The sequence below is a fragment of the Flavicella sp. IMCC45668 genome (assembly GCF_057219105.1).
In genome coordinates this window covers 2,138,680-2,153,058 of the sequence record NZ_CM170114.1, presented here as the reverse complement: position 1 = coordinate 2,153,058, position 14,379 = coordinate 2,138,680, and the positions used below count along the sequence as shown (strand labels likewise).

General features: G+C 32.1%; 14 protein-coding genes and 1 tRNA gene. 14 read left to right on the top strand and 1 reads right to left on the bottom strand.

Annotated features, from left to right (window positions below; genetic code table 11):
• Positions 1-6: 6 nt before the first annotated feature.
• The 7 genes from AC2DZ0_RS08875 to AC2DZ0_RS08845 all read left to right on the top strand — a co-directional run bounded on the left by AC2DZ0_RS08875 (position 7) and on the right by AC2DZ0_RS08845 (position 6,335).
• Positions 7-1,437 (top strand): DNA cytosine methyltransferase, encoded by a 1,431-nt coding sequence (locus AC2DZ0_RS08875; RefSeq protein WP_484641344.1) that lies wholly within the window; start codon positions 7-9, stop codon positions 1,435-1,437.
• Complete coding sequence (locus AC2DZ0_RS08870; RefSeq protein WP_484641342.1) at positions 1,427-2,743, top strand: DNA cytosine methyltransferase; 1,317 nt, start codon at positions 1,427-1,429, stop codon at positions 2,741-2,743. Before AC2DZ0_RS08875 ends, AC2DZ0_RS08870 begins: the two co-directional genes overlap by 11 nt.
• Positions 2,740-3,138 carry a hypothetical protein gene (locus tag AC2DZ0_RS08865; protein WP_484641341.1) on the top strand — a complete coding sequence of 133 codons (399 nt, stop codon included), beginning with the start codon at positions 2,740-2,742 and terminating at the stop codon, positions 3,136-3,138. Before AC2DZ0_RS08870 ends, AC2DZ0_RS08865 begins: the two co-directional genes overlap by 4 nt.
• A 225-nt stretch (positions 3,139-3,363) precedes the next feature.
• A complete protein-coding gene (locus AC2DZ0_RS08860; RefSeq protein WP_484641339.1) occupies positions 3,364-3,879 on the top strand; it encodes a HigA family addiction module antitoxin in 516 nt (171 codons plus the stop codon).
• On the top strand, positions 3,879-4,529 hold the full coding sequence (locus AC2DZ0_RS08855) for a nucleotidyl transferase AbiEii/AbiGii toxin family protein (protein ID WP_484641338.1): 651 nt from the start codon (positions 3,879-3,881) through the stop codon (positions 4,527-4,529). Before AC2DZ0_RS08860 ends, AC2DZ0_RS08855 begins: the two co-directional genes overlap by 1 nt.
• A 501-nt stretch (positions 4,530-5,030) precedes the next feature.
• Complete coding sequence (locus AC2DZ0_RS08850; RefSeq protein WP_484641337.1) at positions 5,031-5,324, top strand: helix-turn-helix domain-containing protein; 294 nt, start codon at positions 5,031-5,033, stop codon at positions 5,322-5,324.
• Between the two features lie 369 nt (positions 5,325-5,693).
• Entirely contained in the window at positions 5,694-6,335 is a 642-nt protein-coding gene (locus tag AC2DZ0_RS08845) for a DUF6266 family protein (RefSeq protein ID WP_484641336.1), read from the top strand.
• 126 nt (positions 6,336-6,461) lie between these two features.
• On the opposite strand, the gene AC2DZ0_RS08840 is transcribed toward AC2DZ0_RS08845, so the two are convergent.
• Positions 6,462-6,534, bottom strand: a tRNA-Phe gene (locus AC2DZ0_RS08840).
• A 125-nt stretch (positions 6,535-6,659) separates the two neighbouring features.
• Here AC2DZ0_RS08840 and AC2DZ0_RS08835 point away from each other — a divergent pair.
• The 7 genes from AC2DZ0_RS08835 (at position 6,660) to AC2DZ0_RS08805 (ending at position 14,351) form a co-directional block, all read left to right on the top strand.
• Positions 6,660-7,388, top strand: coding sequence for a type III pantothenate kinase (locus tag AC2DZ0_RS08835; RefSeq protein WP_484641334.1), 729 nt, complete (start codon positions 6,660-6,662; stop codon positions 7,386-7,388).
• On the top strand, positions 7,388-8,641 hold the full coding sequence (bamG, locus tag AC2DZ0_RS08830; protein ID WP_484489708.1) for a BamG family beta-barrel-assembly machinery protein: 1,254 nt from the start codon (positions 7,388-7,390) through the stop codon (positions 8,639-8,641). The genes AC2DZ0_RS08835 and bamG overlap by 1 nt, the downstream gene beginning before the upstream one ends.
• A 24-nt stretch (positions 8,642-8,665) precedes the next feature.
• A complete protein-coding gene (locus tag AC2DZ0_RS08825) occupies positions 8,666-10,018 on the top strand; it encodes a tetratricopeptide repeat protein (protein ID WP_484489707.1) in 1,353 nt (450 codons plus the stop codon).
• Positions 10,019-10,079: 61 nt separating this feature from the next.
• On the top strand, positions 10,080-10,628 hold the full coding sequence (gene lptC / locus AC2DZ0_RS08820) for an LPS export ABC transporter periplasmic protein LptC (protein WP_484489706.1): 549 nt from the start codon (positions 10,080-10,082) through the stop codon (positions 10,626-10,628).
• Entirely contained in the window at positions 10,628-10,807 is a 180-nt protein-coding gene (locus AC2DZ0_RS08815; protein ID WP_484489705.1) for a hypothetical protein, read from the top strand. Before lptC ends, AC2DZ0_RS08815 begins: the two co-directional genes overlap by 1 nt.
• Before the next feature lie 22 nt (positions 10,808-10,829).
• A complete protein-coding gene (locus tag AC2DZ0_RS08810; RefSeq protein WP_484641332.1) occupies positions 10,830-12,092 on the top strand; it encodes a hemolysin family protein in 1,263 nt (420 codons plus the stop codon).
• A gap of 162 nt (positions 12,093-12,254) precedes the next feature.
• A complete protein-coding gene (locus AC2DZ0_RS08805) occupies positions 12,255-14,351 on the top strand; it encodes a peptidylprolyl isomerase (protein WP_484641331.1) in 2,097 nt (698 codons plus the stop codon).
• Positions 14,352-14,379 lie beyond the last annotated feature (28 nt).

Genomic DNA, 14,379 nt, shown 5'->3' with positions numbered 1-14,379 from the left:
AAACTTATGGGGAATAAAAATAAATACAATTATGTTGATTTGTTTTCAGGTGCAGGTGGGTTAACTATTGGATTTGGAAATCAGGGTTTCCATTTAGAATTGGCAAATGATATTGCAGAACCAGCGCTGAATACCTTAAAAAACAACCTTAAAAAAACACATCCTAGCACAGAGCAAAATAGAGTGATTTTAGGCGATATTAAAGAGCTTTATGAACATCTAGGAAATGGAAGTGTTTCCTATGATATGCAAGGGCACTTAGTTTTAGAAACAAATAAAGAAATAGAATTACGAAAAAAAGTACCTTCAGTTAAAGATAACATAACTATTAAAAATACATTAGCTGAAATTACCCATGTAGATGTGCTTGTGGGAGGTCCACCTTGTCAGGGGTTTTCAATGATTGGAAGGTCTAAAAAAGCTACTTTAGAGGAGCGCACTAAAGGATTTATTGATGATCCAAGGAATCAATTATTTAAATATTATTTAAAATTTGCTGAGAAGTTATCGCCAAAATTAGTGTTGATAGAAAATGTAAAAGGCTTAGCATCTGCTGCAGGTTATAGAGATTTAATTGAAAAATCATTAGCTGATACAGGAGAGCTTGGATATGATACATCTTCTAAAATAATTAATGCAAAAGATTTTGGACTTGCACAAAATAGAGAACGAATATTTTTTATTGGAATCCGTAAAGATGTATCAAAGAAATATGAAATTAAGTCATCTGATATATTTGATCAAGTTTTATTGGATAAAAAAGAATCAATAACATTAAATGAAGTTATCAGTGATTTACCACAGATAAAGGCAAATCCAAAACCTAATAATTACAAAGAAGAAGCAGAAGTCAGTTTCAGAGATTTAAAAAGGTGTTTTGGTAAAAATATTTCGGATGAATCATATATTGAATTGATAGGTGAAAATAGAAAAAGCAATTATCTGAAATCAATAAATACTTATAACGGTAAATTAAAGACGCCTAAAAATTTATATAATCATAAATCTAGATATAATAATAAACGTGATTTGTTTATATATGAGAATCTAGTACCTGGTAAATACCTTAATGATCCATTAAATGAAAAAGCTTTATCCAAGGTAACTTATGGAGTGGAAATTGATAAAAATGGTAAGAGAAAAGTTAAGGGATTTGGAGATAAGTACTTTAAATTAGATCCTAAAAGTGTTTCAAAAACAATAATAGCACATTTAGAAACAGATGGGAATTCGTATGTGCATCCTGGGGACAACCCAAGAAGTATTACGCCACGCGAAGCAGCTAGAATCCAATCTTTTCCGGATTGGTATTTCTTTACAGGAAGCACTAGAAATCAATTTAAACAAATCGGAAATGCTGTGCCACCAATTTTAGGTAGTTTGTTTGCAGAGAAATTTAGAATAACATTAGACAGAATAAGTAAAGATGAAAAATAAAAAATTAACCTTTATTGACTTGTTCTCAGGATGTGGAGGCTTTACAGAGGGGTTTTTACAGTCAAATAAATTTGAAGCTCTCGCTCATGTTGAGTGGGAAATACCGATGGTACGAACTCTAAGGAATAGAGTTGAAAAGAAATGGAATCATACAAAAGAAAATGCAGATAAAAGAGTAATTCATTTTGATATACAAAAAACAGATGAATTAATTGAAGGTAAATGGTCTGATGACACTACCGATAATTACGGTGCAACGAATCATTCATCAATAATAAAATCTGGATTGAAGGGGTTAATTGGCTCAAAAAAAGTAAACCTTATAATTGGAGGACCTCCTTGTCAAGCTTATTCTGTTGCAGGAAGAGCACAAGACAAAAATTCAATGAAAGATGATTATAGAAACTTCCTTTTTGAAAGTTTCACAAAAGTAGTTGTTGCTTTTCAGCCAGATATATTTGTATTTGAAAATGTCCCTGGAATGCTTAGTGCTTGTCCTGGTGATATAAAAGTTACAGAAAGGATATATAAATATTTTAACACACATGGATATGAAATAAAACAACCCAACGATTTAGGGAATGTTATACAAATAGCTAGTGATTTTGGAGTTTCACAAAATCGAAAACGTGTTATTATTGTTGGGGTTAGAAAAAAATCTATAGATGACAACTTAAATTTAGATAAGATTTATGCAGCTATTGATAATCAAAAAACAACTACAAAAAAAACATTAAGACATGCAATAGGGCATTTACCTAAATTCAAACCTGCTAAAAAAGTTGTAAAAATAAACGGACGTAAATTTTCACATATACCGGTTAACAAAACTGATTTTATACACGAGAATCATAAACCTAGATTTCATAATCTACGTGATATCGGTATCTTTATAAAATGGATTGACGAGGATATGAATAAAATACCAATGAAAGAACGTATAGAATTTTATAATTCTACTGTAGGAAAAAATACTCAACATGGAAAATATCGAAGTTTAGAATGGGATAAACCCTCACCAACAATTGTTGCACATCTATACAAAGATGGTTTGTTATTTATACATCCTGATGCTAAACAAGCAAGAACCATAACAGTTAAAGAGGCCGCCTTACTACAATCTTTCCCTGATGACTTCGAGTTTATTGAAAATATGGGGTATAATTATAAGATGATTGGTAACGCTGTGCCACCTCTTATGGCTAAAAATATTGCTTTAGCTATTTACGATGTCATCACTTTAAAATCAAAAAAAAGTAAATCCTTAAAAGAAGAGCAATCTATAAAAAAAGCTCAATTAGTTTGAAAAAAAATACTTCTATAGATCTAAAATCAGAAATTAAAAATATCATTACTTCTCATAGTACTGAAATTAGAGGGCGATTCATCGAAGAAGAAGATTTAATAATTATAAAAGAAGAGATTAACGCTAATTATATAAATGGTAATTTATCTGATCATTTTAAGAAGGAAAAAGATGATATCAGAATGAAATTGTTTAACCTTGAATATCCTATTGCAGAAAAGACAATAAATAATGTGAATATAAAAATCTGTCAGGGTTTATTAAGAGGTAGTGAAAAAACTTATTTATTGTTTTTAGCTAATGAAATTATTGGAGAATTTTTTTCAATTGAAGATATCAAGTTCGTAGTAAAGAAAACTGAAGCTAAGTTTAATAAAAGTTGCGCTGGAAATTGATAAAGAAGAAAATGGTGTAAAATTTATGAAGAATCATATTGTTTAAGCAGGGAGTGTTATTCATGTCCATTTAAAAAACACTATTTAAACTATGAAGATTTGCCTCTTGAAGATTTTCATGTAGTGATTTTATAACAATAATATCTGTAGCATACGTCTTAACGAAGTAAACAATTTTGTTTACTAAATACAAATTAATATCTTTGTACTATATTATAACACACTATGTTACCAGATTTATCTAAAATAAAAGGAATACATCCTGGTCTTATATTGAAAAGAGAACTTTCAAAAAACAATATAAGAAGCAACGATTTAGCTAATGCCATTGATGAGCATAAGCAAACGCTTAGTGCTGTTTTAAATCAGAAAAGAGGGATCAACCCGAAATTATCTATTAAGCTTGCAAGTCGGTTTGATGTTGCTGATGATTATTTTATGTTATTACAAGCTAGCTACGATGTAAAAAAAGCAACTGCCTCAGTAACCAAACCTAAACCAAATTTAGAGAAGTTTAGAAAGGTGTTATTTTGGGATACATCTTTTGATAAGCTAGATTGGTTGAAACACAAAAAGGCTATCATTAAAAGAGTTCTTGAAAGAGGTAATGAGTCTGAGATAAATGAAATCATATTATTTTATGGTAAACAGACAATCAAAAATGAAGCACGTACCATTAAAAACAGTCGTATAGCATCATTTAAAACCAATGCTGAAACCTTTCTTGAATTAAGCTTATAATGAAATTACATTTAAATACAGTTTCCAATTTATTGTGGGATTCTTTAAAAACCTTAATGAATACTAAAGAATTTGAAACCTTTAGAATTGTTGGGGGTACTTCGCTTAGTTTACAATTAGGACATAGAGAGTCTATTGATATAGATTTATTTTCAGATGCTGATTATAATAGCTTAGATTTTGAAATGCTAGAAACCAAATTAAAAGAACTTTTCCCTTACGTAGATGCTGCAACGGTAGGTGAAGTAGGTATGGGGAAATCTTTTTTTATTGGAAATAACCCTAATGATTCAGTAAAGCTAGATTTGTTTTATACAGATCCATTTGTATTTCCTGTGTTGGTTGAAGATACCGTACGTTTTGCAAGCATTGAAGAAGTAGCCGCAATGAAATTCGAAGTATTGGCTGATAATGGTAGGAAGAAAGATTTTTGGGATATACATGAGTTGTTAGAGAAGTTTGAAATAAACACATTGTTCGAGTATTATTTAAAGCGATATCCTTACAGTGCATCAAGAGAAGATTTAATTGAAAAATTAGTCGATTTTGAAGTCGCTGATGATGAATTTACTCCTAACTGTTATAAGGATAAAGAGTGGGATATTATTAAATTAGATTTTATTGACCTGCACGAGACATTAGTAAAATAACTTCTAATTTCCCCACACCCCAAACCCCAGTTTTTTCGTACCTCAAAAGCCTCTGTGTTTTGTTGTGTTCCGCTGCCAAGCTAAGTTTAGCGTTTTCTTGTCTATTTGTGTTAGCATATTGTAGCTTTGTTTTTCATACTTCAAATCAAATTACAAAAAGCTAATCCTTATTGTTTTTTCAAAAACACTAAACTCTCCCAAAGCTATATTAACATAATTGGCATTATAATACTTTTTTGTAATATTTTATATTGGCTATAATATTCGTCTAAAAAAAGATAAGTTATAATGTAAATTATGTAAAATAGCCGCTTCCCCAACACTTGAATTCTCATTCGATACCGCACTTGTTTATCTCATTTAAGCTGGATAAAATCATCGCCAAAGCCTGTGTTGAGCGTAGTCAGAATATCTAAGTATACCTTATCTCAGATGTTTGTTTCATTTCTTTAACCTCTTTTGTAGTATGTTTAGAACGTTAGTAAATTAAAACCATAAATTATGACAATTAAGAAAATCGAGGTAACTGAAGTCTCTGTAAATGAATTAACCGAACAAATTTCCGATAAACTCCTTGGTAAACTTAAATCCTATTTAAAAGATAAACAATTTGAAGAGACAGATGTTTTTGTAACTCGTCAAGAAGCAGCCGATTTCTTTAGCATTAATTTGTCTACACTTTGGAACTGGACAAGAAAGGGTAAAGTTAAATGCTATGCAATAGGATGTCGTCGCTATTACAATAAAAAAGAATTGATACAAGTTTTAAAACAGAACGTTCTAGTTTTTAAATAAAAAAGTCAGCAAATTTAAGTGGTTTCCATCAGCCAACGCTTTATTCTATAAAGGTCAGGCACTCCGTGTTTTGAATAAATCTTTTTTAAATGTTGTTGGTTCTTTAAGTTATGTTTTCGTCTCAAAAAAGTTTTATCCAAAAACCTTGACAGAATTATCCACTCCACTAAGTGCATGAGCATCTTTTTATTTCAAAAATTTTAAAATGCTATTTGATGCATCATGATGTAAAATGCTGAAAAGCTTTGATCACTATTAATAATTGGGCAACAATTGATGTTTTTATAGTTATTTTAGAGAGTAAGGTCTTTAACTCGTTTAAAGTCCGTACCAAGTCCGAGCGAGTATTAATTTTAAATAAAAAGAGTAATGGGAAAAATTTCACAAGGAATACTAGGAGGAATTTCTGGTAAAGTAGGAAATGTAATTGGAGGTAGTTGGAAAGGTATTGATTATATAAGGGTCAAACCTTCAAGTGTAGCCAATCCACGTACAGAAGGTCAGATCAATCAACGAAATAAGTTTACTGCAGTATTGGAGTTTTTGCAGCCTAACTTAGGTTTTCTAAAAGTTGGTTTTAAGAATTCAGCGATTAAACAGACAGAGTTTAATGCAGCGATGTCTTATAATTTAAGAAATGCAATTACAGGTTCAGCGCCAAACTTTTCTGTAGATTATGCAAATACATTATTGTCAAAAGGTAATCTGAGTAAACCACAAGAAGCTACTGCAGTTTATTCTACTGCTGGACATGTAGATTTCAGCTGGAGAGAGAATACAGGTGAAGGAGATGCAAAAGAAGAAGATGTAATGATGATGCTGGTGTATAATCCATCAAAAAAAGAATCTGTATCTGTTTTAAAAGGAATTGTTAGAGGGGAAGAAGAATTTAGTGTGTCAGTTCCTATTTCATTTGTTGGTGATGTAGTGCATAGTTATATAGCTATTATAAATGAAGAAGGCACAATAACGTCAGATAGCGTTTATTTAGGATCTGGTACGGTTGCTTAAAAGAATAATCTTGACTACATGTTTTAAAAATCATCACATTAATTTGTGGTGATTTTTTATTAGCACCCTATTTAGCACCCTAAATTAAAAAAGCCTTATAAACATTGAGTTTATAAGGCTTTTAAGTGGTGCCTCCAGGAATCGAACCAGGGACACATGGATTTTCAGTCCATTGCTCTACCAACTGAGCTAAGGCACCATTTTTGCTGCGGTTAACATTCTGTCTGTTTTCCTTAGCGGTTGCAAATATACATCTATTTTTTAGTTATATCCAAACAATTTTAAAAAAAATCTATTTGTATATTTGAACTTTCATAATATTCTATGGCATATTTAATAATTGACGCTGGGAACACCAGAGTAAAAGTATTTGTATTTGAGGAAGATAAGGAGGTTTTATCTGATGTTTTTACTTCAATAGAACTCGAAAAAAAAATTTTATTTTTTTTTGAAAAATTTAAAATTAGCAAGGTTTTACTTTCTTCGGTTGGGGGATTACAGGATAAAATAGTAGAAATTGTAGGTTCACATGCTCCAATTGAATGTTTGTCTTATAAAACTAAAGTTCCATTTATTAATAAATATGGTACGCCCAATACCTTGGGGGTTGATAGAATCGCTTTGATGAGTGCTGCGGCATTTAGTTATCCTAAAAAAGATGTTTTGGTTGTTGATGCAGGAACCTGTGTTACATTTGATTTTTTAAATTCCAATAATGAGTATCTAGGTGGTGCGATTTCTCCTGGCCTTCGCATGAGGTATAAAGCATTGAATCAGTTTACTGAAAAGTTACCAAATCTTGAGTTCCAAGAACCTGATGACTTGATCGGTAAGAATACGGAAACATCCATTCATTCTGGGGTGGTTAATGGATTTGTTGCAGAGATAGATGGAGTAATTGATCAATATGTACAACATTATTCGAATTTAACAGTTGTTTTAACAGGAGGAGACATGATTTACTTGTCTAAAAGATTAAAAAATAGCATATTTGCGAATCCAAATTTTCTAGTGGAAGGTTTGCATGGAATATTGAAATACGAAATACAATAATGATACAGAAAACAATTTTGTTTTTTGCTTTACTTATATCAATGTCCAATTATGGGCAAAAGCAACAAGCATCTCCCTATTCTTTCTTTGGAATTGGAAACAATTTTCTTAGTAAGACGGTAGAAGAAAATACGATGGGTGGTGTTGGTACAGCTGTATCAGTTCCTGGGAACTTGAACTTTAGTAATCCTGCAGCAATGTCTGGTATCCTTTTTACTAGTTATACAATTGGTGCGGTAAATACGGTGAATCAATTGGTGGATCAAAATACTACACAAAGTAATTCTGTATTTTCATTATCCTATTTAGCACTGGGTCTTCCTCTTGGTGATAAAGGAGGCCTATCAGGAGGGTTAAGAGCTCGAAGTGGTGTAGGGTATACTATGTACGGAAATGATGGAGTGAATAGTGAATATACTTTTGAGGGATCTGGAGGGGCAAGTAGTTTGTTTGTTTCTGGTGGGTATCAAATTTTTAAAGGATTCTCTATTGGAGGAGAAATATCATATATTTTTGGATCTATTGAGCATCTGGTAACAGAAACTCAAGAAGGGGTTACATATGACTCTCAAGAGAAATCAAATTCGAGTTTAAGAGGTGTTGAGGCTAAATTAGGTTTGTTTTATACTAAAATGTTGAACAAAACAAAGAATTTCAATGTTGGAGTTACTTTGGCCAACGAAAGTAAGATCAAAGTTTCTGAAACGAGTGTTTTCTACAAGGGTTTTTTTACGGATGATATAAACTCAATCAAGAAAACTTTGAATCCTGTTTCAGCGAATGGAACAGCAGTGACTCCGAGAAATATTACGGGAGCTATTGCCTATGGAAAAAGAAGTGTATGGCAAACAAGTTTAGAGTATAGTTTTAATAAAGCACAATACTTTACAGGAGAGACCCTTGTCAATAACACGAGAGGAGTTGTGTATAAGGATTATTCACGTATTGCTTTTGGTGGATATTATATTCCGAAATTTAATTCATTGACAAGTTATTTACAAAGAGTAGTTTATCGTTATGGAGTAAAGTACGAAAACACAGGAATGGAATTTTCTGGAGTACCGTTAAAAGATCTTGGCATGTCTTTTGGTGTAGGTTTACCACTTGGGAAAGGATTGACCTATCTTAATCTTGGTCTTGAGGCAGGAGTAAAAGGGGAAGTGTCCGACGCCCTAGTGCAAGAAAAGTATTTAAATGTAAGAATGAGCATGTCTCTTGGAGATAAATGGTTCAGAAAAAGAAGAATTGATTAACCTAGTAAAAATTAACTAAATAAAATGAAGAAAGTATTACTTATTATAGCATGTTTGTTTTTTGGCTACAATTTGGTTTCTGCTCAGGCACCAAGTCAGGAAGCAATGATAAAGTATAATCTTTTTAAAGGAGATTATAAATCTAAGAATTATGAAGCCGCCTATGAAAACTGGATTTGGTGTTTGGATAGTGTGCCTACATTATCTGTTAATATCTATAAGTTAGGGGTTACTATTGCTAAAGATAGATATAAAAAAGCTGCGGAGGCAGATAAGGCAGAAGCTGTTGCTTTGGTAAGAAGAGTATATGATCAAAGGATTGAGTTGTTTCCTAAAGATTTAGCGAAAGTATATAGTGATTATGCAGATTTCTTAATCTTAGCGAAGCAGCCAGATACGGAGGTATATGAAACTTTGAAAAAGGCATACTCAATAGACCCTTCTAAAATGGGAGTAAAGTCTATCTACAGATATTTCCAATACGTAACAGATGAGCATAAAGAGTCTAACGTGCAGTATATTTTTGATACCTATGACAATATTGTAAAGGCAGTTGACAAAAAATTAAATTATTATGCTACAAAATTAGATGGGTATTCTGCTAAAGAAGAACAAGGAAACGTATTGTCTTCAAAAGAAAAATCGTTAAAGAAAGCGTACGAAAACAATTCTAAAGCAGTTGGACAAGTAGTGCACGGTTTGGATAAAATCATTAATGACTTATCAACTTGTGAGCGTTTGATTCCATTGTATACGGCAGATTTTGAGGCGAACAAAGGAAATGGTCCTTGGTTAAAGTCGGCTGTAAATATGATGTATAAGAAAAAATGTACAGAAGATCCTTTATATGATAAATTGGTAGAGGCTTATGTTACTGCTGAACCTTCTCCAGAGGCGTCTGTATTTTATGCAGGTATTTTGGTTAAGAAAAATGACATGAATAAGGCAAGAGAGTACTTCTTAAAAGCCGTTGATCAAGAGTCTGATCCTTTCAAAAAAGCAAACTATCAATATAAAATTGCTCAAATTTTAAGAAAAAAAGGATTGAAATCTAAAGCAAGAGTAGCCGCTTTAGAAGCGATCAAAAACAAAAGAAGTATGGGAGAAGCTTACTTGTTAATTGCTAACTTGTATGCATCTAGTGCAAACTCTTGTGGAAAGTCTGAGTTTGAAAAAAGAATGGTGTATGTAGCAGCACAACAAATGGCGCAAAAAGCGGCAGATGTGGATCCTGTAAACAGATCTAGAGCCTTAAAATACGTGAAGAGTTATAAAGCCTCTGCACCAGACAAAAAAGCAATCTTTACAGAAGGATTATCTTCTGGAAGTCCATATAAAATTGGATGTTGGATTGGAATTACTGTGAAAATTCCTTAAATTGTAAGGACTGAAAACCAGTTTTCTTAAAAATAAATATATGTTGCAAAACATTGTAAAAATGATACGAAACATTGCTGCCATTTTTTTGGTAGCAATGTTTTTTTCTTGTGCTAATAGTGTCAAGGAGGTAAATGATTTTCTGGCAGATAAAAATTTACCTGTAGGAGAATCAAGGGATGTTCGACATGTGTATAAAGATTCTGGAAGAATCGTTTTTAGATTAAACACACCCTTGTTGTATGATTTTTCAAACAGAGAGAAGCATCCATACTCAGAGTACCCTAAGGGTATAAAAGTAGTTACAATTAGTAATTCTGGTGAAGATTCTACAACGGTTACTGGGGATTATGCCAAGTCGTTTAACAATACACAGATTTCAGAGTTGATAGGAAATGTTGTGGTATACAACCATACGGAAAAATCGATGCTTAAAACGCCACAATTGTATTGGGATCAAAGAACGAATTATGTTTTTACAGAAAAAAAATTCTCTTTAATCACCGAAGGAGATACCATTCGAGGAAAAGGATTTGAATCTAATATGGATTTATCGGGCTGGTTGTTGAAAAAAATTAAAGGAGATATTCAAATAAAAGAAGAAGAATAATGAACACTTTTGGAAAATATTTAGAGATAGCCTATGCTATCATAGGAGTTATTTTTATAGGAGAAGGAATTGCATCTTGGTCAGATGATAGAGAAAAGGCGTATCTTTCGATTGCTTTTGGAATATTGGCTATATTTATGTTCTTTTTCAAAAGAAATTTTAGGAAAAAAAGATCCTAACCAAGCATTGCTATAATTGTAAATGGAAATAGAAATTACCATCATCATCGTTTCAATACTGTTTTCTGCCTTTTTTTCAGGAATGGAAATTGCCTTTATTTCTGCGAATAAATTGCATATAGAGTTGGAGAAAAAAAGAGACGGTTTGGCGTATTCGATTCTCGGAAAGCTTACGGATAATTCATCGAGGTTTATAACTACTATGTTAGTAGGGAATAATATTTCATTGGTTATCTATAGTTATTATATGGGGAAACTTTTGGTTGATCTAGTGATACCAATGATACCTATGCCGCTTAATGAATGGCTCATACTTTTTGTTCAAACTTTTGTCTCTACTATCGTAATTCTGGTTTCTGCTGAGTTTTTACCTAAAGCAATTTTTAGAATTTATGCGAATGAAACGCTGAAGTTTTTCGTTTTTCCAGCTTATTTTTTCTATTTCGTTTTCTATTTAATTACCGATTTTATTAGTAAAATATCAGATTATTTTTTGAGAACTTTTTTTAATACAAATGCGGATGAGGATCAAAAAGAATTTAGCAAGGAAGAATTAGGAGATTACATTACGGAGCAATTGGATACCAGTGATGAGACGAAAGAAATAGATTCAGAGATCCAAATATTTCAAAATGCACTTGATTTCTATAATGTAAAGGCAAGAGAAATTATGGTTCCTAGAACAGAAATAACCGCTGTTGAGATTCATGAAACGGTAGCCAATCTAAAAAATATTTTTGTTGAAACAGGATTGTCAAAAATATTAGTTTATAAAACTAGTTTGGATGATGTAGTAGGATATGTAAGAGTTTTTGATCTCTTTAAAAGACCTAAGAGTATCAAGTCTGTGTTGATGCCATTAGAGATAGTACCTGAATCAATTAGTATCAGCGATGTTTTGAATGTACTTACCAAAAAGAAAAAAAGTATTGCCTTGGTATTAGATGAATATGGAGGGACTTCTGGAATGATAACTGTTGAGGATATTATCGAAGAAATTTTTGGTGAAATTGAAGATGAACATGATAGTGTTGAACTTATTGATGAAAAAATAGAAGAAGGCATTTTTAAATTTTCTGCACGATTAGAAATTGACCATATCAATGATGCCTACAATTTAGAAATCCCAAAAGAAGAGAGCTATGAAACCTTAGGCGGGTTTATTTTAGAGCATACTGAGAGTATTCCTGAGAAAGAGGCAGTGGTAAAAATTGGAGATTTTGAAATTCAAGTAACAAAAGTTTCTGGAGCCAAAATTGAAGAAGTTGTACTAAAAGTAATTTAGTTTACTGCCTGATTTTAATAACCCTACTATTTTTTTTCGTTTTTATAAGTTTTTCATTTTTTTGTCAAAAAACTTTCCAATTTAATAAACTTTCACCTTTTTTTATTAGCGAGGAAATTGTATTTTCGCACACTATCAATAAATAATAACACATAATTTAGCATGGCAATATTATCAAAAATTAGAGAACGCTCAATGTTTTTAATCGTGATTATCGGTTTAGCGTTGTTTGCTTTTGTTGCAAGTCCAAAAGATATTTTAGACTTTTTTAATTCAAGTAAAGTAGATTCTGTAGGAGAAATTAATGGAGAGTCGATCAGTAGAAGAGATTTTGCTGCACAAGTAGAAGCTTACAAGTCTAATGTAGGTCAAAATGTTTCTGAAACACAAGCTGTAAATGCAGTTTGGAATAATGTTTTGAGTGAAAAAATATTTAAAACACAATTAGAAGAAGCGGGTATTGTAGTTGGAGAAAAAGATATTTACGATGCTATTATCGAAATACCTTCAATCAAAAATGCTGAAATTTTTAAAAATGAAATTGGATTATTTGATGAAGAAAAATTCAAATCGTATTTAGCAAATTTAAAGTCTAGTTCTGAGGCTCAATCAAACAATGCTTGGTTGAACTGGTTGCAAACAGAAAGAAGTGTAAAGGCAAATCTTGAAAAATCAGCTTATACGCAATTGGTAAGATATGGAGTTGGTGCATCTTTAAAAGAAGGAGAAAGAGCTTATTTAGAAGGACAAACAAAACTGAACGGATCTTATGTTTATGTGCCTTATTCTTCAATCAAAGACGAAGAGGTAGAAGTAAGTGCATCTGAAGTAGAAGCTTATGTGAATGCACACAAAGAGCAATTCTCTACTGAAGAAACAAGAGATATCAAATATGTTAGTTTTGACATTAAAGCATCTCAAGCTGATGAAGATGCCTTAAAAGACGATTTAAATTATATAGTACCGGCATTCGTAAAAACAGAGAATATTTCTGATTTTATTGAAGATCAAGGAACAGATATCGCTAATGATGATAGATTTCTGTTTAAGAATAATTTGCCTACTGTAGTAGCAGATGAGATTTTTGATGGGAACAAAGGAAATGTTGTTGGACCATATAAATTTCAAAATCATTTGAGATTGTCTAAGATTGTTGAATTTAAGAATATGCCAGATTCAGTTCAAGCAAGTCATATCTTAGTATCTTACGTAGGTTCTAGATCTGCCAATGCTGAGGTAACAAGATCAGAAGAACAAGCAAAAAAGTTAGCCGATAGTATTTTAAATGTTGTTAAAAAACGACCTTCTAAATTTGCTGTGCTTGCGAAATCTATCTCTGCAGATAAATCAAACGCAGATAAAGGTGGGGAGTTAGATTGGTTTACGTACAATCAAATGGTTCCTGAATTTAGAGATTATGCTTTTCAAAATAAAAAAGGAAGTGTTGGAATTGTAAAAACGATATTCGGATACCACGTGATCAAAGTTACGGGTCAAAAGAATATTCAAAAAACAGTTAAACTAGCTACCATAGCTAAAAAGATTGAGGCTTCAGAAGAAACTGAAAATACTATTTTCGAACAAGCTGAGCAGTTATCTTATGATATTACTAACGGAGGTTCTATTGATGAATTAGCGAAGGAAAAGAACTTTATTGTGCGCCCTTTAGTTGGTTTAAAAGCAATGGAAGATGCTGTAGCTGGACTTGGAACGAATAGAGGAATTGTTCGTTGGACTTTCAATGAAGAAACGAATGTAAATAGCGTGAGACGTTTTGATCTTGATCAAGGTTATGCGGTAGTTGTTTTGACAAATAAAACGGCAAAAGGACTAACGTCTGCTTCAGCGGCCTCTGCTAAAGTAAAACCGATTTTGATTAAAGAAAAGAAAGCAGCGTTGATTGCTTCAAAAATGAATGGATCAGATCTTGCAGCAATTGCATCAGAAAATGCAACATCTGTAAAAACATTTAATAATGTTACTATGGCTGCGCCAACTTTATCTGGTGTAGGAATAGAGCCAGGTGTGGTAGGAGCTATTTATGCATCAAATGTGGATAAGGTAGTATCTAATATAGTTGGTGTAAAAGGAGTATTTGCAATTAAGGTTACCAAGAAAGAAGCTCCTGCTGAATTGCCAAGTTATGAAGGATCAAGGGCTTCGCTTGCAAAACAGAATCAAGGAAAATTATCAAGAGAATTGTTTAATTCTCTGAAAGAATTGGCAGAGATAGAAGATAATAGATCTTATATTTATTAAGCTGAAATCGAATGTATTAAAAAGCCCT